General features: G+C 69.7%; 23 protein-coding genes. 3 read left to right on the plus strand and 20 right to left on the minus strand.

Annotated features, from left to right (window positions below; all coding sequences use genetic code 11):
* Positions 1–8: 8 nt before the first annotated feature.
* Together AFER_RS11045 and AFER_RS06300 are read right to left on the minus strand one after the other, a co-directional pair.
* Complete coding sequence (locus AFER_RS11045) at positions 9–905, minus strand: lysophospholipid acyltransferase family protein (protein ID WP_049755372.1); 897 nt, start codon at positions 903–905, stop codon at positions 9–11.
* A gap of 3 nt (positions 906–908) precedes the next feature.
* Positions 909–1,643 carry a CDP-alcohol phosphatidyltransferase family protein gene (locus AFER_RS06300; RefSeq protein WP_015798642.1) on the minus strand — a complete coding sequence of 245 codons (735 nt, stop codon included), beginning with the start codon at positions 1,641–1,643 and terminating at the stop codon, positions 909–911.
* Between the two features lie 174 nt (positions 1,644–1,817).
* Here AFER_RS06300 and AFER_RS06310 point away from each other — a divergent pair, with 174 nt between their 5' ends.
* The gene (locus AFER_RS06310; RefSeq protein WP_015798643.1) at positions 1,818–3,818 is read left to right on the plus strand and encodes a GTP-binding protein; all 2,001 of its coding nucleotides are present in this window, start codon (positions 1,818–1,820) and stop codon (positions 3,816–3,818) included.
* A 701-nt stretch (positions 3,819–4,519) separates the two neighbouring features.
* Here the strand turns inward: AFER_RS06310 and AFER_RS06320 are convergent.
* The 5 genes from AFER_RS06320 to npdG form a co-directional block, all read right to left on the minus strand.
* Positions 4,520–4,891 (minus strand): VOC family protein, encoded by a 372-nt coding sequence (locus AFER_RS06320; protein WP_015798644.1) that lies wholly within the window; start codon positions 4,889–4,891, stop codon positions 4,520–4,522.
* Positions 4,892–5,296: 405 nt separating this feature from the next.
* Complete coding sequence (locus AFER_RS06325; RefSeq protein ID WP_015798645.1) at positions 5,297–5,788, minus strand: HIT family protein; 492 nt, start codon at positions 5,786–5,788, stop codon at positions 5,297–5,299.
* Positions 5,788–7,659 carry a threonine--tRNA ligase gene (gene thrS / locus AFER_RS06330; RefSeq protein WP_015798646.1) on the minus strand — a complete coding sequence of 624 codons (1,872 nt, stop codon included), beginning with the start codon at positions 7,657–7,659 and terminating at the stop codon, positions 5,788–5,790. The genes AFER_RS06325 and thrS overlap by 1 nt, the downstream gene beginning before the upstream one ends.
* On the minus strand, positions 7,656–8,774 hold the full coding sequence (gene cysS / locus AFER_RS06335; protein ID WP_015798647.1) for a cysteine--tRNA ligase: 1,119 nt from the start codon (positions 8,772–8,774) through the stop codon (positions 7,656–7,658). Before cysS ends, thrS begins: the two co-directional genes overlap by 4 nt.
* On the minus strand, positions 8,771–9,439 hold the full coding sequence (gene npdG / locus AFER_RS06340; protein ID WP_015798648.1) for an NADPH-dependent F420 reductase: 669 nt from the start codon (positions 9,437–9,439) through the stop codon (positions 8,771–8,773). The genes cysS and npdG overlap by 4 nt, the downstream gene beginning before the upstream one ends.
* A 98-nt stretch (positions 9,440–9,537) precedes the next feature.
* Here npdG and fabI point away from each other — a divergent pair, with 98 nt between their 5' ends.
* Together fabI and AFER_RS06350 are read left to right on the plus strand one after the other, a co-directional pair.
* Positions 9,538–10,311: an enoyl-ACP reductase FabI gene (fabI, locus tag AFER_RS06345; RefSeq protein WP_015798649.1), complete on the plus strand. Its 774-nt coding sequence runs from the start codon at positions 9,538–9,540 to the stop codon at positions 10,309–10,311.
* A gap of 68 nt (positions 10,312–10,379) precedes the next feature.
* A complete protein-coding gene (locus tag AFER_RS06350; protein WP_015798650.1) occupies positions 10,380–11,147 on the plus strand; it encodes a hypothetical protein in 768 nt (255 codons plus the stop codon).
* An 89-nt stretch (positions 11,148–11,236) separates the two neighbouring features.
* On the opposite strand, the gene AFER_RS06355 is transcribed toward AFER_RS06350, so the two are convergent.
* The 13 genes from AFER_RS06355 to AFER_RS11065 all read right to left on the minus strand — a co-directional run bounded on the left by AFER_RS06355 (position 11,237) and on the right by AFER_RS11065 (position 22,597).
* Positions 11,237–12,193: a pirin family protein gene (locus AFER_RS06355; RefSeq protein WP_015798651.1), complete on the minus strand. Its 957-nt coding sequence runs from the start codon at positions 12,191–12,193 to the stop codon at positions 11,237–11,239.
* Positions 12,194–12,218: 25 nt separating this feature from the next.
* Entirely contained in the window at positions 12,219–13,055 is an 837-nt protein-coding gene (locus tag AFER_RS06360; protein ID WP_015798652.1) for a deoxyribonuclease IV, read from the minus strand.
* 129 nt (positions 13,056–13,184) lie between these two features.
* Complete coding sequence (locus AFER_RS06365; RefSeq protein WP_015798653.1) at positions 13,185–14,108, minus strand: DivIVA domain-containing protein; 924 nt, start codon at positions 14,106–14,108, stop codon at positions 13,185–13,187.
* 51 nt (positions 14,109–14,159) lie between these two features.
* A complete protein-coding gene (locus tag AFER_RS06370; protein ID WP_015798654.1) occupies positions 14,160–14,429 on the minus strand; it encodes a YggT family protein in 270 nt (89 codons plus the stop codon).
* Positions 14,419–14,958 (minus strand): cell division protein SepF, encoded by a 540-nt coding sequence (locus tag AFER_RS11050; protein WP_015798655.1) that lies wholly within the window; start codon positions 14,956–14,958, stop codon positions 14,419–14,421. The genes AFER_RS06370 and AFER_RS11050 overlap by 11 nt, the downstream gene beginning before the upstream one ends.
* Complete coding sequence (locus AFER_RS06380; RefSeq protein ID WP_015798656.1) at positions 14,955–15,647, minus strand: YggS family pyridoxal phosphate enzyme; 693 nt, start codon at positions 15,645–15,647, stop codon at positions 14,955–14,957. The genes AFER_RS11050 and AFER_RS06380 overlap by 4 nt, the downstream gene beginning before the upstream one ends.
* Positions 15,644–16,273 (minus strand): purine nucleoside phosphorylase YfiH/LACC1 family protein, encoded by a 630-nt coding sequence (locus tag AFER_RS11055; protein WP_015798657.1) that lies wholly within the window; start codon positions 16,271–16,273, stop codon positions 15,644–15,646. The genes AFER_RS06380 and AFER_RS11055 overlap by 4 nt, the downstream gene beginning before the upstream one ends.
* A gap of 6 nt (positions 16,274–16,279) precedes the next feature.
* A complete protein-coding gene (gene ftsZ / locus AFER_RS06390) occupies positions 16,280–17,368 on the minus strand; it encodes a cell division protein FtsZ (RefSeq protein WP_015798658.1) in 1,089 nt (362 codons plus the stop codon).
* A gap of 64 nt (positions 17,369–17,432) precedes the next feature.
* A complete protein-coding gene (locus AFER_RS06395; RefSeq protein WP_143711967.1) occupies positions 17,433–18,065 on the minus strand; it encodes a hypothetical protein in 633 nt (210 codons plus the stop codon).
* A 38-nt stretch (positions 18,066–18,103) separates the two neighbouring features.
* Positions 18,104–19,057 carry a UDP-N-acetylmuramate dehydrogenase gene (gene murB / locus AFER_RS06400; RefSeq protein ID WP_015798660.1) on the minus strand — a complete coding sequence of 318 codons (954 nt, stop codon included), beginning with the start codon at positions 19,055–19,057 and terminating at the stop codon, positions 18,104–18,106.
* Positions 19,054–20,421: a UDP-N-acetylmuramate--L-alanine ligase gene (gene murC, locus AFER_RS06405; RefSeq protein ID WP_015798661.1), complete on the minus strand. Its 1,368-nt coding sequence runs from the start codon at positions 20,419–20,421 to the stop codon at positions 19,054–19,056. Before murC ends, murB begins: the two co-directional genes overlap by 4 nt.
* Positions 20,409–21,461, minus strand: coding sequence for a UDP-N-acetylglucosamine--N-acetylmuramyl-(pentapeptide) pyrophosphoryl-undecaprenol N-acetylglucosamine transferase (locus AFER_RS11060; RefSeq protein WP_015798662.1), 1,053 nt, complete (start codon positions 21,459–21,461; stop codon positions 20,409–20,411). Before AFER_RS11060 ends, murC begins: the two co-directional genes overlap by 13 nt.
* The gene (locus AFER_RS11065; RefSeq protein WP_015798663.1) at positions 21,458–22,597 is read right to left on the minus strand and encodes an FtsW/RodA/SpoVE family cell cycle protein; all 1,140 of its coding nucleotides are present in this window, start codon (positions 22,595–22,597) and stop codon (positions 21,458–21,460) included. The genes AFER_RS11060 and AFER_RS11065 overlap by 4 nt, the downstream gene beginning before the upstream one ends.

A 22,597-nucleotide genomic window follows, 5' to 3' on the forward strand; every position in this document is an offset into this window, starting at 1 on the left:
GGTCCGCCTCACGTCGTCACAGTGCGAGCATCGGCGACCAGGTTGTGCCATTGACTCGGTGCGGCCTGGATCTGGCGCTCGAGTGCGCGCACCACCCGTCGATGAAGCTCCTCGATGCGAGCCTCTCGTGACCCCTGCGTCGGCGGCATGATCGGCGCCCAGATCCGAATCAGGTGCCTCCGTCCCGGCAGCTGGTAGCACGCCGCCGGGTAGACCGGCGCTCCCGACAACACCGACAGCACCGCCGGCCCGGCTGCCACCGAGACCTTCCGACCGAACAGTTCCCCGGGACGACCCGAACCGGTGACGTCGCGATCGACCACGAGCGCGACGCGCCCACCTTCCCGTAGGGTGCGCAACAGAGCCCGAGTTGCCTGGACGCCGGTGGGGACGACGCGGATGCCGAGCGCATCACGCAGTCGATCGAAGAAGCTCGTCACCGACGCCTCGGGAAGTCGCTCGGCCACCGCCGTGACGGGTGCGCCGGCGGCCGACGCCCACACCCCGGCGACGTCCCAGTTGCCGACGTGCGCCAGGGCAACGATGCAGCCTTCACCGCGCCCGACCGCCTCCAGGAATGCCTCGTGGCCCGTCACCTCGACGCCGTCGAGCAGACGCGCCATCGCGTGAGGGGCTCGGAGCGTGTCGACGTAGTAGCGCGCATAGGACACATAGGCCCGAAGCGTCCAGGCGATCGCCCGCGGATCGCTCATCGGGCGTCTCCGCGCCAAGCACTGGTGCTCCCAGGCGATACGCCGCCGCGATCCGGTCAGCACAAAGGCGATCGCCCCACCGACCCACCAGACGATCGGATCGAGTCGCCACGGCAGCCGTCGCACCAACGCAGAGGCGATCTCGAACCGTCGAGCTCGCAGACCAGCGCGCAGCGACCTTGCGGTCCGCACCGCCTAACGCGCGTCGCGGCGCCGCCGACGCCGAGCAGTGGTCACTTCCCGCGACCCGAGCAAACCGCTCAGACGCGTCCGCAGCCGCGCCCGCCGCCGCCGATTCTCGCGTCGCAGCGCGACGAGGCGCTCATGGGCACGGAGCCGATCTGGCTGGCCCGAAGCCGAGCGCCAGATCCTGACGAAGCGCTGTGCAGCCGTCCAGGTCGACCCGAGGAGCAGCACCCACACCGCGATGGGGAGCAGCGCCCACACGGCGATGCCGAGGAGGAGGACGACCGAGCGCTCAGCGCGCTCGAAGACGCCACCCTTGGCCTGGAAACCGAGCGACTCCGCCTTGGCGCGCTGGTACGAGATGAGCGACGCCGCGAGAGCAGCGCCGAAGGCCGCCACGCCAAGACCAGGCTGATGCTCGACGAGCACCAAACCGACCCCAAGTCCCCCGAGGACCGCCGCGTCGCTCACACGATCCGAGACCGAGTCGAAGAACGCGCCGCGACGGGAAGCAGCCCCACTCGCCTTCGCAACGGGACCATCGAGCAAGTCTCCGAGGAAGCCGACGAGAGCCAGTGCAAGGCCTACCCAGCGTGCGCCGAACGCGAGCGCGAGGCCGGCACCGATCGCCGCGACGATCCCTGCGCCGGTGAGCACGTCTGGTGTGATCCCGAGCCGCGCGAGCTGACGACCGACCGGCGCGGTCGCCCGATCGACTTGCCCCCTGAACTCTCCGTCCAGCACCTCCGGCCACTCCTTGCGATCGCCCATCCGATGTCGTCGTCGCTGCAACGCATCTACGCTCGGACAACGCTACGGCGTAGCCTACCACATCGCCTCCACCCGCCTGTGCTGGTCGCACGGGGCGTGCTATGGTGGGCCAGCTGCATCGACAGCTTGGGACCGACGGGAGGTGCCGTGGACGCCACTGTCGCAGCGAGCCCGCGTGCTCGCATCATCTGCGTCGTCGGACCTGCGGGCGTGGGCAAGACCACGCTCGTGCAGGCGCTCGCCACGCTCCAGTCTCCACCGACGCGCGGCGACGACGATGCCCGCGCACTGATCGACACGTCGCCGGAAGAGCGCGCGCACCACCACTCCGTCGACCTGGGCGTCGTACGCCTCGAGCACCGAGGCCACGCGATGACCCTGCTCGACGTCCCCGGTATCGGTGAGCTCGCCGCTGCGCGGGCACTTGCACTCGCCGTCGCCGACGCAGCGCTCGTCGTGGTGCCACCCAGCGACAGCCCCAGCCCGGAGCTCCTGCGCATCTGGCGCGAGCTCGACGAGCGCCAACTGCCCCGCTTGGTGGTCGTCAATCGCTGCGACGACAGCCGCTGTGCGATCGACACCGTCGTCCGTGCCCTCAACGAGCGCCTCGAGGCCCATCTCGACGCCGTCGAGCTCGTCGCCATCACCGCCGACGGCCATCAGGACCTCATCGACGTGCTCGCGGAGGCGTCCATCGTCGGCATCGGCACTGACGAGCACCTCGAACCGCTGCCCGAGGTCGAGCGCGAGTTCGAGCGCCAGGCACACGACGCCTTGCTCGACGACATCGTGGCCGAGGACGACGCCCTCCTCGAGCGCTACCTCGCCGGTGAGGAGCTCGACCCGACCGAGCTCAACGCTGCACTGGCGATCGCCATCCGCGAGCGGCACCTGACCCCCGTTCTCGCCGCGTCGGCGACCACGCGTCTCGGCCTCACCCATCTCCTCGACATGCTCGATGCCCTGGTACCAGCGTCGCCGACGCCAACGGACACCACGAGCGCGCTGGTCATCGCCACAAGCTCCGACAACTTTCAAGGTACGTCCGCGACGCTCGCCATCGTCCGCGGCGCCATCCGGCCCGACAGCGTCCTGCGCGACTCGGCCCAGGACCGCACGGAGCGACTCCATCAGCTGCTCTGGCCGACCCTGCCCAAGCCTACGCCGACGACGGAGGCCGCCGCGGGTGACGTCGTGATCGCCCCCAAGGTGGGGGCCGCGGTGGGGACCTGGCTCATCGATCCTGCTGGCCACGACATCCCCGATCCAGTGCAGCGCCCGACACCGACCTACACGCTCGCCGTCGAGGTTCCCGACCAGCGCGCCAACGACAAGGTTCAAGCAGCTGCCGCTCGCCTCGCCATGGAAGACCCAGGGCTGATCGTCAGCCGGGAGGCAGAGACCCACCGCCTCTTGCTCACCGGCATGGGGGCGACGCACTTGGCTCTGGTGATCGAGCGACTCGGCCGCCGCAGCGGAGCTGCGATCCAGACGGTCACGCCACGCACGCCCTATCGCGAAACCATTGCGGGCACGGTCGAGGTGGAAGGGCGCCACAAGAAGCAGACCGGGGGCCACGGCCAATACGGCGTCGTGGTCTGCCGCATCGGACCCGGACCTCGTGCGAGTGGCGTGGTGTTCTTCGATGAGATCGTCGGCGGGGCCATACCGCGAACCTTCATTCCCGCGGTCGAGGCGGGCATTCGGGAGGCGTGCGAGCAAGGTGGTCCGCATGGGTTCCCCGTCGTCGACCTCGAAGTCCACCTCATCGACGGCAAGCACCATCCGGTCGACTCCAACGAGCTCAGCTTCAAGCTTGCAGGGGCGCTCGCGCTGCGCACGGCCCTCGAGCGAGCAGGGAGCGTCGTCCTCGAACCGATCGCACGTGTGCACCTCAGCGTCCCGGCAAGCGCACAGGGCGACGTGCTGGGCTACGTGACGTCACGCCGGGGTCGCATCATCGAGTCCACTCCGGTCGGGCCGAGCGTCGAGATCGAGGCAGAACTGCCCGCTGCCGAACTCACGCATCTCGCCGTGGACCTCCACGGCCTGACGGCGGGCCAGGGATCGTTCACGAGCACGCACGACCGCTACGAGCCCGTCCCAACCGCGGTCCTCGGACGCTTGCTCAGCGCGACATCCAAGTGACGCCGCCCTACGGCCCGACTCGGCACTCCCTCCCTGGCAACTCACGGTCGACGACCACACCTCTGCACCCCGTACACCCGAGAACCGTGCGTTCTGCGGCGCTCGGAGAGAGCGGTATCGTGACCACCGATCCTCCCTTGCCCAAAGGCTGTGATCGAGTCGGGGCACGCCACGGTGAGCTGGTGCGACTCGGTGGCGGCAGCCGGACCTCGGAGTCGCTCGGCAAGCATGTCGCCATGGCCGCAGGCAGCTGGCGGTGGTGGCTCGTCGAGCCACCACCGGGTGCGTACCACTCCGGCCGACGTCGGCAGACTCGATGAACGCACGCACAGTCAGAGGGCCAGTCGTGCGCGCCGCGATCCGCTCCTTTCGGCAGGGGTCCATCCGCTCCAGTGAACGACGAGGTCCCCCGCACGGCTCACGTTGGCCTTTGCACGCGGCCTTCACGACGCGCGGGAGCACCTCCGCTCCAACAAGCCGAGAGCGACGGCGGCTTGCACGCGGGCGATCGGCTCCGCCACGACGCTCAGGCCTCGGCTCTGGAGGGCTCTCACGAGGTCACGCTGCGCTCCGCTCTCGTTCGGAACGGCACTCGCGCCGTCCGACACCTCTCGGCACGTTCTCCGCGACGGCGACCACATGGAGCTCATGTGGCCCCAACAGATCACACCACGCGGATCGGTGACTCGACAAGGGACGAATTACCCAGCGTTGTCGATCACCTCAATGCGATTCCCAAAGGGGTCGTCGACGTATAAGCGCCGGACTCCCGGAAGGTCTTCGTCCCACCGCCAGGAAGCGCCCGACGCTTCGAGCTTCGCAACGAGATCGTCCAGCTCCTCCACTCGGAGGGCGGGGTGCGCCTTGCGCGCCGGCCTGAAATCCTCCTCCACCCCAAGATGCAGCTGCACGGGCCCGCACGCAAACCAGCGGCCACCACGAGCTGCGAGCGGCTCTGGCTTCGCGAGGACAGTGAAGCCGAGTACGTCGCGGTAGAACGCTTCTGCCTCGGGCTCGCGACCGGCTGGCATGGCGAGTTGGACATGATCAAGGGCTACGACTCGGACGCCCACGACGTGAATCCTCCCACCCACGCTCGACTCGTGCCGCGCCCGGCGCCAAGCGCTCATCACCGCTCGCGACCACTGACGCCGAGAACAGCTGGACGCCTCCTTCCCAGAGGCAGCCTCAGACACCGCAGTGCTCGTCCTGTCAGGTGCCAAGCCCAGCGAGGCGTTGTGCATGCCGGGCACCGACGTCGATCTCCATCCGTCGTGCCACTCGCGACCACATCCCGCGAGGGGTCGTCCCCAGGTCCGCGCCTCTTCCCCAGAGACACCGTCGCGGACGACGAGCGTCACGACCCCCGCGGCCACCGCTCACTCGAGCGGCGCGCGCGACCCACACCACTGCTGCGAGTCCAGAAGGCCGATCAGCTCACGGAGCAACTGCCGTACTCGGGCCCGGCGCCGGCGTCACTACGAGCTCGCCGGCCACGCGCGGCGCAACCGATCGCGCGTGTCCCCGAGTGCCTCGGGGAGGACCCGTGTCTGCGCGGCGGTCACCATGAAGTTCGCGTCCCCGACCCACCGAGGAACGACATGGACGTGCAGGTGCTCGACGATACCCGCACCCGATGCCCGACCAAGATTGAGGCCGAGGTTGATGCCCTGGGGATGGTAGGCGCTCTCCAGCGCCGCCATTCCCTCGCGCACGAGCTCCCACATCTCGCCGAGCTCCTCGTGCGAGAGCGCGCCGAGGTCGCTGCCGTGCCGCCGCGGGACCACCATCAGGTGCCCCGACGTGTACGGATAGAGGTTCAGCACGCAGAAGGCACGCGCGCGACGAGCGACCACGAGATCATCGGCCCCATCGGCCCCGTCGCCGATCGCGCACAGGACGCACCCGTCGACCGCCGGAGCACCCTGCGTGACGAACGCGGAGCGCCACCCCGCCCAGAGGTAGTCCATCACGGACGCACCTCCGCCATGGCGACCGCTCGTGCGATCTCGTCGATCGCCGTCTCGAGCGCGACGCCGCGGGCCTGCGACCGATCGGGGCGCGTCAGCCCGACCGAATGCGCAGCGACGTCATCGTTGCCCACGACCACGATGTAGGGGACTCGCTCGGTCCGAGCACGTCGCACCCGTGCCCCGAGCGGTTCGTCGGCCGCGACCACCTGAGCCCCGACGCCCGCAGCAACGAGCGCAGCACGAACCTCCTCGGCCCAGCCGGCCGCCTCATGAGCCACCGGCAAAATGCGGACCGGTTCACGCACGAGCCACGGCGGCAGCTCACCATCGAAGTGCTCGATGAGGATGGCGAGGAAGCGTTCGACGGACCCGAAGAGCGCCCGATGAATCATGAACGGACGCTCCATCCGGTTGTCAGCGCCCTGGTAGCCGAGGTCGAAGCGCTGCGGCAACTGCAGATCGACCTGCACCGTCGAGAGCTGCCAGCGCCGGCCGATCGCATCACGCAGGTGGATGTCGATCTTGGGCGCGTAGAACGCACCCTCGCCCTCGGCGACCCGATAGGTGAGCCCCGACCGCTCCAGCGCGCTCCGGGCGGCCGACGTCGCGAACTCCCAGTCCTCGTCGCTGCCCACGGACTTGGCGGGCCGCGTCGACAGCTCGGCCTCGAAGTCGTTCAGCCCAAAGGCGCCGAGCAGGCGCATCGCGAGGTCGAGCACCCCGGTGAGTTCGTCTGCCAACTGATCGCCGCGGCAGAAGATGTGGGCGTCGTCCTGCGTGAGCGAGCGCACCCGCGCCAATCCGTGCAAGGTACCCGAACGCTCGTAGCGATACACCGTGGCCAGCTCGAACAGCCGCAGCGGCAGTTCTCGGTAGCTACGGGGATGCTGCCGGTAGGCGAGGATGTGCATGGGGCAGCTCATCGGCTTGAGGAAGTACTCCTCGTCGTCGAGCTCCATCGCCGGGTACATCGACTCGCGGTACCAGCCCAGGTGGCCAGAGAGCTCGAACAAGGCGCCGCGCGTGACGTGCGGCGTCCACACCGGGACGTAGCCGGCGGCAAAGTGGATGCGACGGGAGAACTCCTCGAGACGGTAACGGACCCAAGCCCCGTCGGGCTCGAACACGGGGAGACCGCCGCCGATCTCACGAGGGAAGAAGAAGAGCCGCTGCTCCTGACCGAGCCGACGATGGTCGCGCCGCTCGGCCTCGGCGATCTGCGTCAGCCACGCCTCGAGCGCCTCCGGGGACTCGAACGCCGTCCCCGCGACGCGCTGGAGCCGTGGGCCGTGCTCGTCGCCGCGCCAGTACGCGCCAGAGACCCTGAGCAGGCGGAGGGCCGAGAGATGGCCGGTAGAGGGCACGTGTGGCCCTCGACACAGGTCGATGAAGTCAGCACCCGTGCGATAGATCGAGACCGCAGAGCCCGAAGCGGCATCCGTCTCAGCCTCGCCAGCGGCGATGCGGTCGAGGATCTCGAGCTTGAACGGTTGGTCGGCGAGCTGGCGCCGAGCCTCGTCGAGCTCGAGCTCGATGCGCTCGAAGGGTTCGTCGGCCGCGACGATGCGTTCGACCTCGGCGGCGATCGCGGCGAGATCGTCGTCGTCGAGACTGCGTCCCCCGGGGAGCTCGACGTCGTAGAAGAACCCCTCCTCCGTCGCCGGTCCGACGGCAAGGTGCGTACCCGGCCAGAGGCGCGAGATGGCCTTGGCGACCACGTGCGCACCCGAGTGACGAAGCACCTGGCGACCCTCGGGTGTCGAGGCAGCCACAAGGGTCGCACCCGGACCGGCTCGATCGAGATCAACGAGCTCGCCGTCGTCCGAGCGCGCCGCGACCGGTCGAGTGGGGTCGACGAACCGGCTCACAGCTCGACCCCGAGCATCCGTGCGGCCTCGCTCACACCCCGACCCGCTCGAGCCGCCCGGTCGATGGCCTCGAGTGCACCCGGGGTGTCGAGGTCGTTGTCGAGCGCCGCGTCGACCTCGTCCACGGCACCGTCCCCGGTGCCGGCTGCGCGCCAGAGCCCATAGCGCTCTCGCGCCTCCTCCAGGAGCCCACCCGTCCAGTCCCACGACGTCCGGTAGTGCTGCGACAGCAACGCGAGCCGTACCACCGCAGCGGGCACTTCCTTGAGGAGCTCGCGGACGAACACGAGGTTGCCGAGGGACTTGGACATCTTGACGCCGTCGAGCCGCACCATGCCGACGTGGACCCAGTGGCGCACGAAGGGTTCGCCGGTGATGGCCCGCGACTGCGCCGCTTCACACTCGTGGTGGGGAAAGATGAGATCCGAACCACCGCCGTGAATGTCCACCACGGGGCCGAGCTCGCGCATGGCGAGCGCCGAGCATTCGATGTGCCACCCGGGCCGACCCGGACCGAACCGCGACTCCCAGGCGGGCTCGTCGGCCAAGGACGGCTGCCACAACACGAAATCGAGAGGATCGTGCTTCCTGGGATCGTCGGGATCGCCGCCACGCTCCCTGGCAAGTGCGATCATGGTGTCCCGATCGAGGTGGGAGATCGATCCGAACGTGGGCTCGCTCGCCACGGAGAAGTACACCCATCCGTCGACCTCGTAGGCGTGCCCCGAGTCGACGAGGTCCTGTACCAGGGACAAGATCTCCGCGATCGCCGAGGTCGCGCGTGGCTCGACCGCCGGCCGTCGCACCCCAAGGGCCGTCATGTCCTGATCGAACTGCGCGATCTCCATCGCGGCGAGGTCGAGGTAGTTGGTCCCGAGCTCGCGCGCCTTGCGCAAGATGTCGTCGTCGACGTCGGTGACGTTGCGCACACAGCGAGCGCGCTGCCGATGGCGCTCGAGGTGTCGTGCGAGCACGTCGAAGGTCACGTAGACCGCCGCGTGGCCAAGGTGCGCGGCATCGTAGGGCGTGATGCCGCAGGTGTAGATCTTGATCTCCTCGCCCGGTCGGAGCTCTAGGTCCACGACCCGTTGCGCTTGTGTGTCGTAGATCCTCATTGGCCGTCGTCCTCCCTGATACCCACCACTCGCAGGCTCGACCTCGCGCGATAGCGCAGGTTCACGTTCAGCAGCACCGCGGTCATCGCCTCCAGTGCGCCGGCCGCGGCGAGCGAACCGACATAGAGCGCTCGCAGACCGTCGATGCTCCCGAGGAGCTCCATGACGACACCAGCGGAGCTCTGGAAGTCCGAGGCCACCATGGTGTCGGCGTGCACGGGGCGCCCGAGCTCCGCGAGATCGCGGGCCGGCACGTGGTGCAGCGCCGCGACCACCATCGACCGCGGGAGCGTCGACTGGAGGAGCTGGGCCACCGATCCGCGAGGCGGTGCCAGCGCTGCGAACTCCGATCCCGTACGCACCAACGCATTCGCGACGCACACCACGGTCTTGGCCGCAAGCGCCTCGGCGAACTCCGCCGCGACAGGCACGACGCTCTCCCAGGGCACGGCGACCACGACGAGATCCGAGCGAGCGGCAAGCTCGTTACCGCCCCCGACCAGACCATCGGCGAGCTGGGGCCAGCGATCGCCGAGCCGACTCGCCGACTCTTGCGCGCGCTCCGGATTGCGCGAGCCCAGCACGACCGTGCGGCCTGCCTCGGCGAGTCGAGCACCGAGCGCACTGCCGAGCGGCCCGGTCCCGCCGATGATGCCGACATCCACGAACGCCCCCAGAGTCCCATCACGAGGACGCCGCTGGGGCAGGACTCGCAGGCCCCAAGCGGCTACCGTAGGTCCGAGTCTACGGTGAAGGAGATCACATGGGCATCCTCGAGGGCAAGCACGTGCTGGTCACTGGCGTCCTCAATACCTCGTCCATCGCGTACCACGTCGCTCGAGTCGCCATCGACGAGGGTGCGGAGGTCTCGCTCTCGAGCTTCGGGCGCGCCATGTCCATCACCCGACGCGTCGCCGAGAAGCTCGGCATCTCCTCCGAGATCATCGAGCTCGACGCCGCCGATCCCGCGAGCGTCGACGCAGCCGCAGCCACGCTCGGCGAGCGACACGACCGTCTGGATGCGATCGTCCACTCGATCGGCTATGCGCCGCCGAGCTGCCTCGACGGCCCCATGCTCGATGCCCCGTGGGACGACGTCGCGGTCGCGGTTCGGGTGTCGGCGTACTCGCTCGCCGAGCTCGCTCGCGCCTTCCGACCGATCCTTCGCTCGGGCGACCATCCCGCCATCGTCGGCCTCGACTTCGACGCGACGGTGGCGTGGCCCGGCTACAACTGGATGGGGGTCGCCAAGGCTGCGTTCGAGTCACTCTCGCGCTATCTCGCACGCGAGCTCGGTGCCGACGGGATTCGCGTCAATCTGATCTCGGCGGGCCCGGTCCGCACGATCGCGGCGAAGTCCATCGACGCGTTCCGCTCCTTCCAGGACAGCTGGGCCACGCGCGCACCGCTCGGCTGGGATCCGAACGACGCCACCCCGGTCGCACGCAGCGTCGTCGCGCTCTGCTCAGACTTCTTCCCCGCCACGACGGGCGAGATCATCCACGTCGATGGCGGCTACCATGCGATGGGTGCCTGAGGGCACCGAGATCGCTGCGGCTCACGTGGCCCTGGGCGTTCCGCCCGACCCAACCAGGAGGTGCACCGATGGTGCGCATCCCGAGCACGCTCGCCAGCTCCTTCGCGATCGCAGCTTCGCTTGCCGCCGCGAGCGCGATGTCGTTCGCTCAGCCGGCCGGCCTCCGCGGCGGTCAGAGCGGCAACGGCTGGACCGTCACCGCGACCGGCGCGTCATCACACACGACCCCCACTGGGCCGAACCCTGGCCTCCAGCCCGTCTACTGGCCGGTCCTCGTCACGCACACGGGTTCGTCGCTCGCGACGAGCTGCGTCGAGGTACGCACGCTCGACCCGGGCGCGGGATCGTATCCGACCGTGCTCCAGGCGGCCGAGGCCGCATGGGCGCATCTTGCCGGCGTACCTCGCTGTGATGCGAGCGGGCCGTCGCCGTCGGCCATCGTCACCCTCTGGACCAGGACCCTCGCGGCGACGCTGACCCCGCCGAGCGCCGCTGTCTGGCCACCCAGGGGGATCGTCGGCCTGCCCCTCGAGGTCACGGTCGCCGGAGCGACCACTCGGACGTTCACCACGCAGACCCCTGCGGGACCCCTCGTCATCCGGGCGACCGGAGCACTCGCGGCGCAGCTCGGTTCAGCCTCGATCACCCTGGCGAGCGGCGACGCCACGCTGACCCCGGACGTCGTCGGTAGCGTCCGCCTGCTCCCGATCGAGACCTGGGACGCCGTAGCGACCCTCGGGACGACCGAGCTCGCGCTGCCCGCCGTCACGATCGTCGGCCCAGCCAAGCTCGTCTCGATCGCCGCACTGCACGCCGAGCTGCGCAGCCTCGCCTAGCGAACGCAGCGAGCGCCAAACGAGCCGTCACCGACAGCGTGCCCGCACCCGAGGCACCACCGACGAGTGGCCTTGTCTGGACTCAAGCGCTACTGGTCGTCGAGGTCGTCACCGTGGAGCGTCGAGGCCTCCACGTGGGCGACGGGTTCCGTCCCCAACCGGCCCGCCTGATAGTCCTCGAACGCTTGACGAAGCTCAGACCTCGTGTTCATGACGAACGGCCCGTACCACGCGATCGGCTCACCGATCGGGGTGCCCGCGAGCACGAGGACCTGGGTCCGTCGCCTCGGGGCTGCGAGTACGACCCCTTCGCCCTCGCCCATCACCGCGAGATGACCAGCCTCGACCTCGACGCGGTCCTCGCCGATCAGCGCCGCGCCGTCGAAGACGTAGAGCAAGCACGTGCGCACGGCAGGGGTCGGAATCCGAGCCTCCGCACCGGCCTCGAGGATGAGGTGAGCGACCGTCACCGGCCAGTAGGTGTCAGCCGGACCCGAGATGCCCCCGAGGCTGCCGGCGACCACCTTGACCAGCGCGCCGCCATCCGCGCTCTGGCCGATCCCGAGATCACCGCCTCGCACGTCCTGATAGCGAGGGGCCGCCCACTTCTGCCGTCTGGGGAGATTGACCCAGAGCTGGAAACCGTGGAAGACGCCACCGGTCACGACGAGCCGCTCCGGCGGGCGCTCGATGTGCAAGATGCCGCTCCCAGCGGTCATCCACTGGATGTCGCCCGGGGCGAGCGCACCACCACCGCCGACCGAATCGGCGTGTTCGAACGCACCCTCGAGCAGATAGGTCACCGTCTCGAAGCCCCGATGCGGATGCCAGGGGGTGCCCTTGGGCTCGCCAGGACCGTAGTCGACCCGTCCCATCTCGTCGAGGTGGATGAACGGATCGAGTTCCTCGAGTGGCACGCCAGCGAAGGCCCGCTTCACCGGGAAACCCTCGCCCTCGAGGCCCGACGGCGCGGCCGTGAGCCGCACGACTCGGCGCCACGGACCCGTCGCCCTCACCAGCACGTCAGCTCGCGTCACGTTCGTCATCGGGCCTCCTTTGTTGCAGATGCAATCATAGTCGCTCGTGACGGACGAGGAGGGCTCGCACCGCTGCGACGTCCTCGGCGCGGGGACCGTCGCCCGCTCCCGGGACCTCGAGCACCACATCGGCCTCCGGCAGGCGCCGATCGGCGACGAGCGAGCAGAGCGCCTCGGCTCCGATCGCCCCCTCGCCGATGTTCGCGTGACGGTCGCGCCCTCGACCACGCTCACTGGCCGAATCGTTGCAGTGCCACAGCGCCACGGGCACCTGTGCCGCCTGGAGCGCCGTGACGATCTCCTCGCGCCCCGCGGCTTCGTCGATGGCCCAGCCGACGGCGAACAGGTGCTGGGTGTCGAGACACACCCCCACCCGCTTCGTCCGGAGGGCCCCAGCCAGGGCCCCCAGCTCGGCCGGACCGGACGCCACCGAACCCGTCGCCGGGTTCTCCACGAGAATGCGAATCGTCGACGTCGCCTCGAGCACGCGCTCGAGCCCCTCCCGGATCCGCTGGCGCGCTGCATCAGGGTCGTCACCAGGCGCGGAGCCGGCGTGGACGACCACCGACTCGGCGCCGATGCCTTCGGCAGCGATCGCGGTCTGGCGAAGCAACGCCAGCGATCGATCGCGCAGCTTCGCGTCGACGGAGGCGAGGTTGATCAGATACGACGCGTGGACCACGATCCGTTCGACGCCGGCTCGCTGCGCCGCCTCGCGCACCACATCAGGCTCGGGCGCCACGCCGACGGACCACCGCCACGATCGAGGGGAGCCCAAGAAGCACTGCGCAACGCTCGCGCCTCGCTCTCCGGCGCGTTCGAGCATCTTGAGCACACCGCCAGCGGCCGACACGTGACAGCCGACGCGCACCGTGGCGAACCTCCCCTGTTGCAAGTGAGCCCTGTTGCAAGTGAGCCCTGTTGCAAGTGAGCCCTGTTGCGAGTGAGCCCTGTTGCGACCGGGCCCTCTGTCTGGGTCCCTCCGTCTTGCTCGGCGCTGCTAATCCTCGCGACCGAACTCGGGCAGCTCGACCGTGGTCGCCGAACGCGGCGACTCGGTCGCGGCCGGCTTCGAGGATGCGCCCTCACCGAAGAGGTCCTCCAGCATCGACAGACCGTCATCGCGTGTCGTCTGCTCGGCGCCCGCGCCCGCCTCGTGGCCCGTTGGCCGGTCGGCCGTGGCAGCCCCCGCCTCGTCAGGGGCGACCTCGGCCCCCGTGTCCTTGGGGCCGTCCTCAGGGCTGTCGACATCTGGCTCGCCAGCCGACCCGCCGGACCGAGCCCCACCGGCGGCCTCTGCGGCCTCGGCAGCGAGACCGGCCGCGTCCTTGGCCAGCAGGGACCCATCGGCCACCAGGTCGTCGACGACGGAGCGAGCGTGACGGGCGAGTTCGCGCAAGCTGCCCTCGATCCTGCCCCCCTCCGCCTGGAGTCGCTCGATCACGCCGGCGAGGCTTGCGGCGAGCCGATCGCTCCGCGCACGCACCTCCGCGGCCTCACGCTCGAACCGCGACCGGAACTCCTCCTCCAGTGCCGCAGCTCGCGCCTTGGCCTCGTCGACGACACGGGCCGCCTGGGTCGCCGCCTCGCGCCGGAGGGCCTCGGCCTCGGCCTCGGCGTCGCGCCGCAACGTCTGCGCCGTCTCCTGCGCGAGTCGTAGCGTTCGACCGATCACGCTGTCCGGATCGAGGTCCACCTCCACGCCAGCGGCAGACTCCTGGGAACGCTGCTCGTCGGCGAGGGCAAGGCGTGCCTCGAGTTCGCGAATCCGGCGTCGCGCGTCGGCGAGTTCTCGCTCGAGCACCTCGACGCCCTCGGCCACGCGCTCGAGGAACGCATCGACGTCATCTTGGTGATAGCCGCGCATGCGTTCGCGAAACTCGACCTCGCGAATCGCACGCGGATTGACGACATGCTCGTCCATAGCGACTCCTGTTTCGTACGGCTGCGGGCGTCTCGGGCCAGAGCGCGGCGGTTACCGAGCGATGATCGGGATCAACAGGAGCTGGATGACCAAGATCACGATGAGCGGAGAGAGATCGAGCCGCACCCCTCCGCCACCGATGGCGGGCATCACACGCCTGATCGGCCCGAGCACCGGCTCGGTAAGCCGCCCAAGAATGATGCGGATCTCATGGAGCGTACCGCCGGGATTCGTTACCGGGAACCAGCTCAGCACGACCGAGAGCACGATGATGATCTCATAGAGCTCCAGCAGGTCGATGAGCAGTCCCCTAACTCCCATGCTGTAGTCCGGCCCCTCTCTGAACGGTCCGCTGTCGCATCCGGAACATGTCCTCGTCCGCAACCTCGATGCGCGCTGGCGACAGGAGGTAGACGCTGGAGGAGATCTCCTTCAACTTGCCACCAAGAGCATAGGCAAGCCCCGCGGTGAAGTCGATGATCCGACGCCGAAGCTCCTTATCGACTCCTTCGAGGTTGATGATGACCGGCTGATCTGCCTTCATGCGATCACCGATCTCCTGGACGTCGGCGAACTTCGTCGGCATGACGAGATGGATCTTCGCCCGCTCGGGCTGAGCACTCAACGTCCGCAACACCGGTTGGGTGCGTTCCTCGTGCTCCCCCGCATCCTCGCCCTGACCCATCAGCACCTGCACCTTCGGTGTTCCCACGGTACTCACCGGCTCCGTGCGCAGCCGCCGGTCCGACTCGACGACGTCCCTGTCGAACCCTCCAGAGATGGTTCCTTCCATCTCCTCATCCTCCTCAACCACGCCCAACCAGGCAAGCGCGCGGCGGAACCCGCTCATGGAACCTCCACTCCCTCCGACGCGCTCAGGTTAGCACGTGAACCGGGGCGAGGGCCGAGCAAAGCGGTCCCCAATCGCAGGATTGTCGCACCCTCTGTGGTTGCCCAGCGCCAATCAGCGCTCATGCCAAACGAGCGCTCAGGGAGCTCCAACTCGTCCGCAAGGGCCACGAGCGAACGGAAGAACGTCCGCACCGGTGCTTCCTCACCCGGCAACGCGACACCCATCACGCCGACGACACGCAGACCAAGGGATCGAGCGGCGGCGACCAGCTCCGGAGCGCCTTCTCGCGGCACACCACTGCGAGTCGCCGGAGCGTCTGGCGGTGCCACCTGTACGAAGACCTCGCCGTCGAAGCCGAGGGCGGCGAGACGTTCCGCTTCGACCACTCTCGAGAGCGTCTCGACCACGCTCGCAGCACCACTCACCTGCTTGATCTGGCGACGCTGCAAGTGACCGATGAAGTGCCACCGGACGTCGAGATCGCGGAGCGCGGCGGCCTTCTCCGCGAGCTCTGACGCGTAGTTCTCTCCGAGCTCCCGATTACCCGCCTCCACGGCGGCGCGCACCGTTTCGACCGGATGGGTCTTCGTCACGCAGACGATGCGAGGCGGCCGGACCGGAGCGAGCGTGGCCACCTCGGCCTCGATGGCGCGACGCCGCTCGCGAAGCTGCTCGACGAGGTTCATCGACCCGGCCCGACGAGGAGCGCTTGGCGCGCAGACGTGCGATCCCGCCGCCAGGAGTACCACCGCTCCTCGTGGATGGTACAGGCCTCGAGATCGACGATCTCTCCGACACCGACACGCCCAAGCTGGTCGCGGATCGCCGCCGTGAGATCGAGCGTCGGACCTCGAAAGTACTGGGGGCCAAGGGTGGTCTCGACCTCGCTGCGAGCGGGCCCGACGAACTCGTAGCAGCATGCCCGGGCGTGCGCCCCGATCACCGCGACCCGGACATCGCCGCCGAGCCCCTCCGCTGCCCTCTCGACGATCCGGCCGACCACGCCCGGCCAACCGGCATGGACCACCGCGGCGTCGCCGTTGCGTGCGGCGAGGACCACCGGGACGCAGTCAGCCGATCGCACGCCCGCAACGAGCTGATCGCCGACTCGCCGGATGATCCCGTCCGCGTCGACGCCCCGACCCACCTCTTGCGCCTCGACGACCGCCGTGCCGTGGACCTGGTGGACCCACGCACACGGCAGCTCCCAGCCGAACGCACTCGCTCGTGGCCACAGCTCCGCGGCATCCCCGTCGCCACGCTCGGTCTGGACCACTCGCAGACGCCCATCGAGCAGACTCAGCTCGATCACGGTCGTCTACCTCAGAAAGAAAGGAACGTCCCCGTCGTCGTCGTCGGGATCCGGCTCCGGCTCGGCCACGACCTCACGCCGCGGAGTGAACGTGAGCGGTGGCAGCTCGGCGTCGTCCACGGCGACGCGACGCGTCGCGTCGCTCTCCGACCAGGTGTTGAACCCGGCCGCGATCACCGTCACCTTGACCTGATCTTCGAGGGCGTCGTCGATGACCGACCCGAAGATGATGTTGGCCTCGTCCGAGGCGGCAGCCTGCACGATCTGGGCCGCCTTCGTCACTTCGTGCAGCCCGAGATCTTGCCCGCCTGCGATGTTCATGAGGATGCCCTTCGCCCCGTCGATCGAGGTCTCGAGCAGCGGTGAGTTCATCGCCTGGCGCGCTGCGGTCTCGGCGCGGCCATCGCCGCTTGCCTGGCCGATGCCCATGATCGCGGTACCCGCCGAGCGCATGATGGTCCGCACGTCGGCGAAATCGGTGTTGATCACACCGGGAGTCGTGATGAGATCGGTGATGCCACGCACCCCCGACAGCAAGATGTCATCGGCCATGCGAAAGGCCTGCACGAGCGAGGTCTTCTCGTTCGCGATCGTCAGGAGACGATCGTTCGGTATCACGATCAGCGTGTCGACGTACTCACGCAGCCGACTGATCCCATCCTCGGCCTGCTGGGCACGGCGACGACCCTCGAACCCGAAGGGTCGCGTGACGACCCCGATGGTGAGCGCACCGAGCCCGCGAGCGATCTCCGCGACAACCGGCGCGCCGCCGGTCCCCGTCCCGCCGCCCTCGCCAGCGGTAATGAAGACCATGTCGGCCCCCTTGAGGGCCTCCTCGATCTCCTCGCGGTGCTCCTCGGCGGCCTGGCGCCCGACCTCGGGGTCCGACCCCGCGCCGAGCCCTCGCGTCAGCTGTCGACCGATGTCGAGCCGCACATCGGCGTCGCTCATCAGCAACGCCTGCGCGTCCGTGTTGATGGCGATGAACTCCACGCCTCGCAGGCCCGACTGGATCATGCGGTTGACGGCGTTGCCGCCTCCACCACCGACCCCGACCACCTTGATCAAGGCGATGTAGTTCGCCTTCGCGTCCACCACGTTCCTCCCGCCGCCGTTGGCCCCTCAATCCCCCCTACGCTACCGTGCCCACACGGACCGCTTAGCCGGAACGCACGCCAAACGTGCCGGAGGGTCCAAGGGCGAGCACGTTGGCCCCGAGGGCCACGCCCACGCCTCCGCTTCCCACCAACGCGCCACAGCTCACGAGCTCCCCGGCGACCAGAGCGGGGGCCGGCCCGAGCACGCACGAGGCACCGGACGCCAAGACCGCGACGACCCGGCCGCCAGCGCTCACCACGCGGCGCACTCCACCCCGAACCCCGACGACGACCGCACGTGCGGCGACCGGGCCGACATCACTGCCGACGGGGGGAGGGCACGCACCGCCCGAGCACAGCGCAAGATGAGGCTCGACGGACGACGCCACCGCCGGCACGGCCACGACCCGTCCCGACGCGAGCAGCGCACGGCCCTCACCGAGCGCGACCACGCCCGTTCGGGCGCGCACGCGCACGATCACACCGTCCGGCAACACCCGTCGGACCGCGACCACCGCCACGATCGGGCGCTCCTCGCCCAGCATGGCGGCGTCGACCGCCGGCACTCCGAGCACGAGCGGCGCTCCGGCGAGCCGCGCGTCGAGCGTCCCCGCGACGGCGCGGTCCATCGCCTGCCCGAGCCCTTCGACGCGAACCCACCGAACCCGCATCCACGGACCCCACACGACGCTCACCGCGGCGCCGACGCCCAGGGCGAGGGCCGTGAGTCCGATCAGGACTCGGCGCCGGATGCGCCTCGATCGTTCGCGTCGTGCGTCGTCGAGTCGGTAAATCCGACGAGACGCACCTCCGTCCGCAGCTCGACTCCCACCCGACGAGCGACTTCGGCGCGGACGAATTCCATCAACGCTCGCACGTCGTCGGCCGAGCCCCCCGGATCGGCCTGGATGAAGTTCGCGTGCTTCGGCGACACCTCGGCGCTGCCGAGGCGATACCCTCGAAGACCCGCCTCGTCGATCAGCTTGGCTGCGGGAGCCTCCGGCGGGTTCACGAAGACCGACCCCGCGTTGTGACCGCCCGGCTGATGTGCGCGTCGCCATCGCACCACCTCCTTGATCATCGCCTCTTCGTGGGCACGATCCCCGCCCGCCAACTCGAGCTCGGCCTCGAGCACCACCTCGGTGGGAAGCAGCGCACTGTGGCGGTAGCCGAACTCGAGCGCCTCGCGACTGCGTCGTCTGATCTGGCCGCTCGCGACGTCCGCGACGACCGCCGAGCCGAGCACCGCCGCCATGTCTCCGCCGTGGCCCCCCGCGTTCATGCGCACCGCGCCGCCGACACTCCCTGGGATGCCGACCGCCCAGGCCATACCCGCGCGACCGACCGCGGCGAGTCGTCGGGCCGCGACGGGCAGGAGCACGGCACCTCCGAGGATGACCGGACCGTCGCTCGGGGCCTCGATCTCGGCGAATCCGGCGCCGAGCTCGACGAGCAGCCCGTCGAAGCCTCGATCGGCGACCAGCATGTTCGATCCCGCGCCGAGGACGAGGATCGGCACCTTCGCCGCACGAACGAGCGCAGCGATCGCCGCGACATCCTCGACCCGCTCGAGCACGACGCCCCAGCGAGCGCTCCCCCCGACGCGATAGGTCGTCCGCGCACCCAAGGGAACCTCACGGTGCACCTCGATGCCGAGCTCGCCGCCGAGACGGACGAGATCGCTCACCCGAGCAAGTCCTCGAGCTCGCTGTCGACCATGGTCACGTCACCGGCTCCCATGGTCAGGACCACGTCGCCCGGGCGCACGACGGAGGCGACGAAGGCAGCCAGCGCGCCACGATCGGCGACCCAGTGGGCGCGCTCCCCCAGTCGCTCCGCCGCGGCTCGCCAGACGACCTCGCCGCTCACCCCTGGGATCGGCTCTTCACCGGCCGCATACACGTCGGTCACGACGACCTCGTCCGCATCACCGAGCGCCCGACCGAGCTCGACACCGAGCAACTTGGTCCGACTGTAGCGATGAGGCTGGAAGACGACCACGATCCGACCGGAGCCCAGCTGACGCGCCGCCTGCAGGGTCGCCGTGATCTCACCCGGCAGATGGGCGTAGTCGTCGATGATCCGAGCGCCACGGAGCTCGCGCTTGAACTGGAAGCGCCGCGCGACGCCCACGTAGCGGCGCAGCGCCAACGCGACGGCGTCGAAGGGTGCCCCGACGCTGAGTGCAGCCGCCACCGCCGCGGCGCCGTTGCGCACGTTGTGCATCCCGAGCACGCCGAGCTCGATACTGCCGAGGCGCCGATGATCGAGGAAGCACTCGAACGCCGAATGGGTCGGCGTGAGGACGGGATTGCGAATCTGCAGCCGCGCTGCCTCGGCGACACCGTAGGTCAGGGCCCCCTCCGGGGCGAGAGCCGCCAGCCGTGGATCGTCGACACAGATCACCGGTGCGAGCGCGCTGCCGCCGACGAACGCCTCGAACGAGGCGACCAGCGCGTCGAAGCTGCCGTAGTGGTCGAGGTGATCGGGCTCGAGGTTGGTCGCCACGGCAAGGTGACGGTCCACCGCGAGGAAGGTGGCGTCGCTCTCATCGGCCTCGACGACGAACAACGACCCGATCCCCGCGTGACCGGACGCTCCCGCCTCGTTGAGCTCGGCACCGATGACCCAGCTCGGTGCGAGGTCTGCCGCCTGGAGCGCCTGGGCGATCATGGCCGTCGTCGTGGTCTTGCCGTGCGTACCCGAGACGGCGACGACCTGCTTGCCCGCCGTCAGCGCCGCAAGGAGCTCCGCGCGCGACAGCACCGGCACGCCTCGGGCGCGCGCAGCGGCGAGCTCGACGTTGGACGACGGAATCGCGGTCGAGGCGGCGACGACGTCGGCGCCGTCGATCCAGCGCGCATCGTGGCCGAGATGGACCTCGACCCCGATCGCCTCCAACCGCTCGACGAGCGGACCTCGCTTGAGATCGGACCCGCTCACGACGAATCCCCGACCCACCAGCACGCTCGCGAGCGCGCTCATGCCGGCTCCCCCGATGCCGACCAGGTGCACCCGACGAATCCCCTCGAGCGACGTCACTCCAGCCATCGCGCCACCTCCTCGACGAGACGTTCGGTCGCCCTTTCGGTCACGAGCGCTCGAGCCGCCGCTCCCATGGCCGTGCGCAGGGATGGATCAACGGCGAGCTCTGCGATGGCTCGCCCCAGCCTCTCGGCAAGCCCAGGGCCCTCCTCGACGACCTCGCTGGCACCAGCGGCAACGAAGTACTCCGCGTTGGCCCGCTGGTGGTCACCCGGTGCCTTCGGCAACGGCACGAGCACGCTCGCGACGCCCGCGATCGCGATCTCGGCCAGCGTCGACGAACCCGCGCGCGCGACGACGACGTCGCCCGCCGCAATGGCATCACCGAGCCGGGGATCGAAACCGACGACCGGCTGGTAGCTCGCCATCGGGTCTGGCACCTGCGGTGGAACATTGCGCTCGCCGAGGAAATGCCAGACCACGACGTCGTCGACGAGACCGCGCCCGACGACCTCGACCATCGCGGTGTTCAAGGCGAGCGATCCCAGCGAGCCACTCGTCGCGACCACCAGCACCGCGTCCGGCGCGATCCCGAGACGCGACCTGGCCTCGGCTCGCGGTGGGAGTTCGCGCGTGGGTGGACCCACGATCACCGCACGATCGCGCACCAACCTCGGCACCCGTGCGGGCCACGCGAGGACGAGCTCGCTCGCGAACGGCGCCATCAGACGATTCGCTCGACCCAGCACCGCGTTCTGTTCGACGAGGACGATCCGCGCGCGCCGTGCGGCGGCGACGGCGAGCGCGAGCACCTGTGGCGCCCCACCGAGACCGACCGCGACCGACGGTTGCGGTGCAGCCAGGAGGCGGCGAACGTTCTCACCGAATGCGCCGAGCTTCGGAGCGCGGCGCGCGCGGACGATCCCAGCCTCCGCAAGACGCACGCGCTCGATCGCGTGTCCTCGCAACGTCGCATCCTCGACGGGACGATCGCTGGTCACGAGCAGCACCCGGGCGCGGGCACCGAGCGCGGTCGCGACCTCGAGGCCCGCGTGGAGATGACCAGCCGTCCCGCCAGCGGCGACCCACACGACGCGATCGCTCATCGACGCCGCTCCCCACGGTGGACCGAGGCGAGCACGACCCCGAGCGCGATCGCCTCGACGACCAACGACGAACCCCCTTGCGAAACGAACGGCAGAGGAACGCCGGTCACGGGCAAGAGCCCCACCACGGCACCGAGATTGAGGAGTGTCTGCGCCGCCAGCCACACCGCCACGAGCACCGCCACCGCATGCGCACCCGACATCGGCGTCCGCTCGGCGAGCGCCAGTAGGCCGAGGATGATCCCGCCGAGCGCAGCGATGACCCCGAGCGCACCGATGACGCCAAAGTCTTGGACCACGAGCGTCATGACGAAGTCCGTGACCGCATTGGGCACGTAGCCCCAGTTGGCGAGTCCCGCTCCCAGGCCCGACCCCGTGACGTGGGCGGTGGCGAAGGAACCGAGCGCCTGGACCTCCTGGTACGACAGGCTTGCACGATAGCGCCATGGGTGCAGAAACGACAGCAGGCGCGCACGCCGATACGCCGACGAGAAGGCAGCGAGCGTCGCGAGGCCTCCGCCCGTGAGCGCGATGGGAGCGAGTCGGCGAAGCGGGACCCTCGCGACGACCAGCGCGCCGGCTCCGATCGCCGCCACCACCAGTGCGGTGCCCATGTCGGGTTCGATGAAGATCGCACCAGCGGTGACCGCCGTGACCACGAGCACCGGGCCGAGGACGCGCTCGCTGGGTCGTGACGTGACGAGCTTGGCGAGGTAGAGCACCAGCGCAAGCTTGGCGAACTCCGATGGCTGGATCTGGAACGGGCCGACGGGGATCCATCGCTCGGCGCCCCCGACGGTCGTGCCGAGCCCAGGGACCATGACCGCGCCCAGCCCCGCCAGCGCCGCCGCGAGGAGCACCGGCGACCACGCGAGCACTCGCTCGAGGCCGGCACGGCGTACGACCACGAAGCTCACCCATCCCATCGCGGTGGCGATCGCCACCCAGGCGACGTCGTGGAGGGCGGCGGACACCGGCGAACGCCCGACCGCTGCCTGTGCCTCCACGGTCGCGGCCAGTCCGACGAGCGTGCCGGCGAGCGCGAGCCCGCCCCCAAGGCCGACGATCCAGCCGACGGCCGAGCCACGCCCCCGACGGCGCCCAGAGGGCCGAACACGTGCGTCGATCACCGCCAC

The sequence above is a fragment of the Acidimicrobium ferrooxidans DSM 10331 genome, from assembly GCF_000023265.1.
GTDB lineage: Bacteria > Actinomycetota > Acidimicrobiia > Acidimicrobiales > Acidimicrobiaceae > Acidimicrobium > Acidimicrobium ferrooxidans.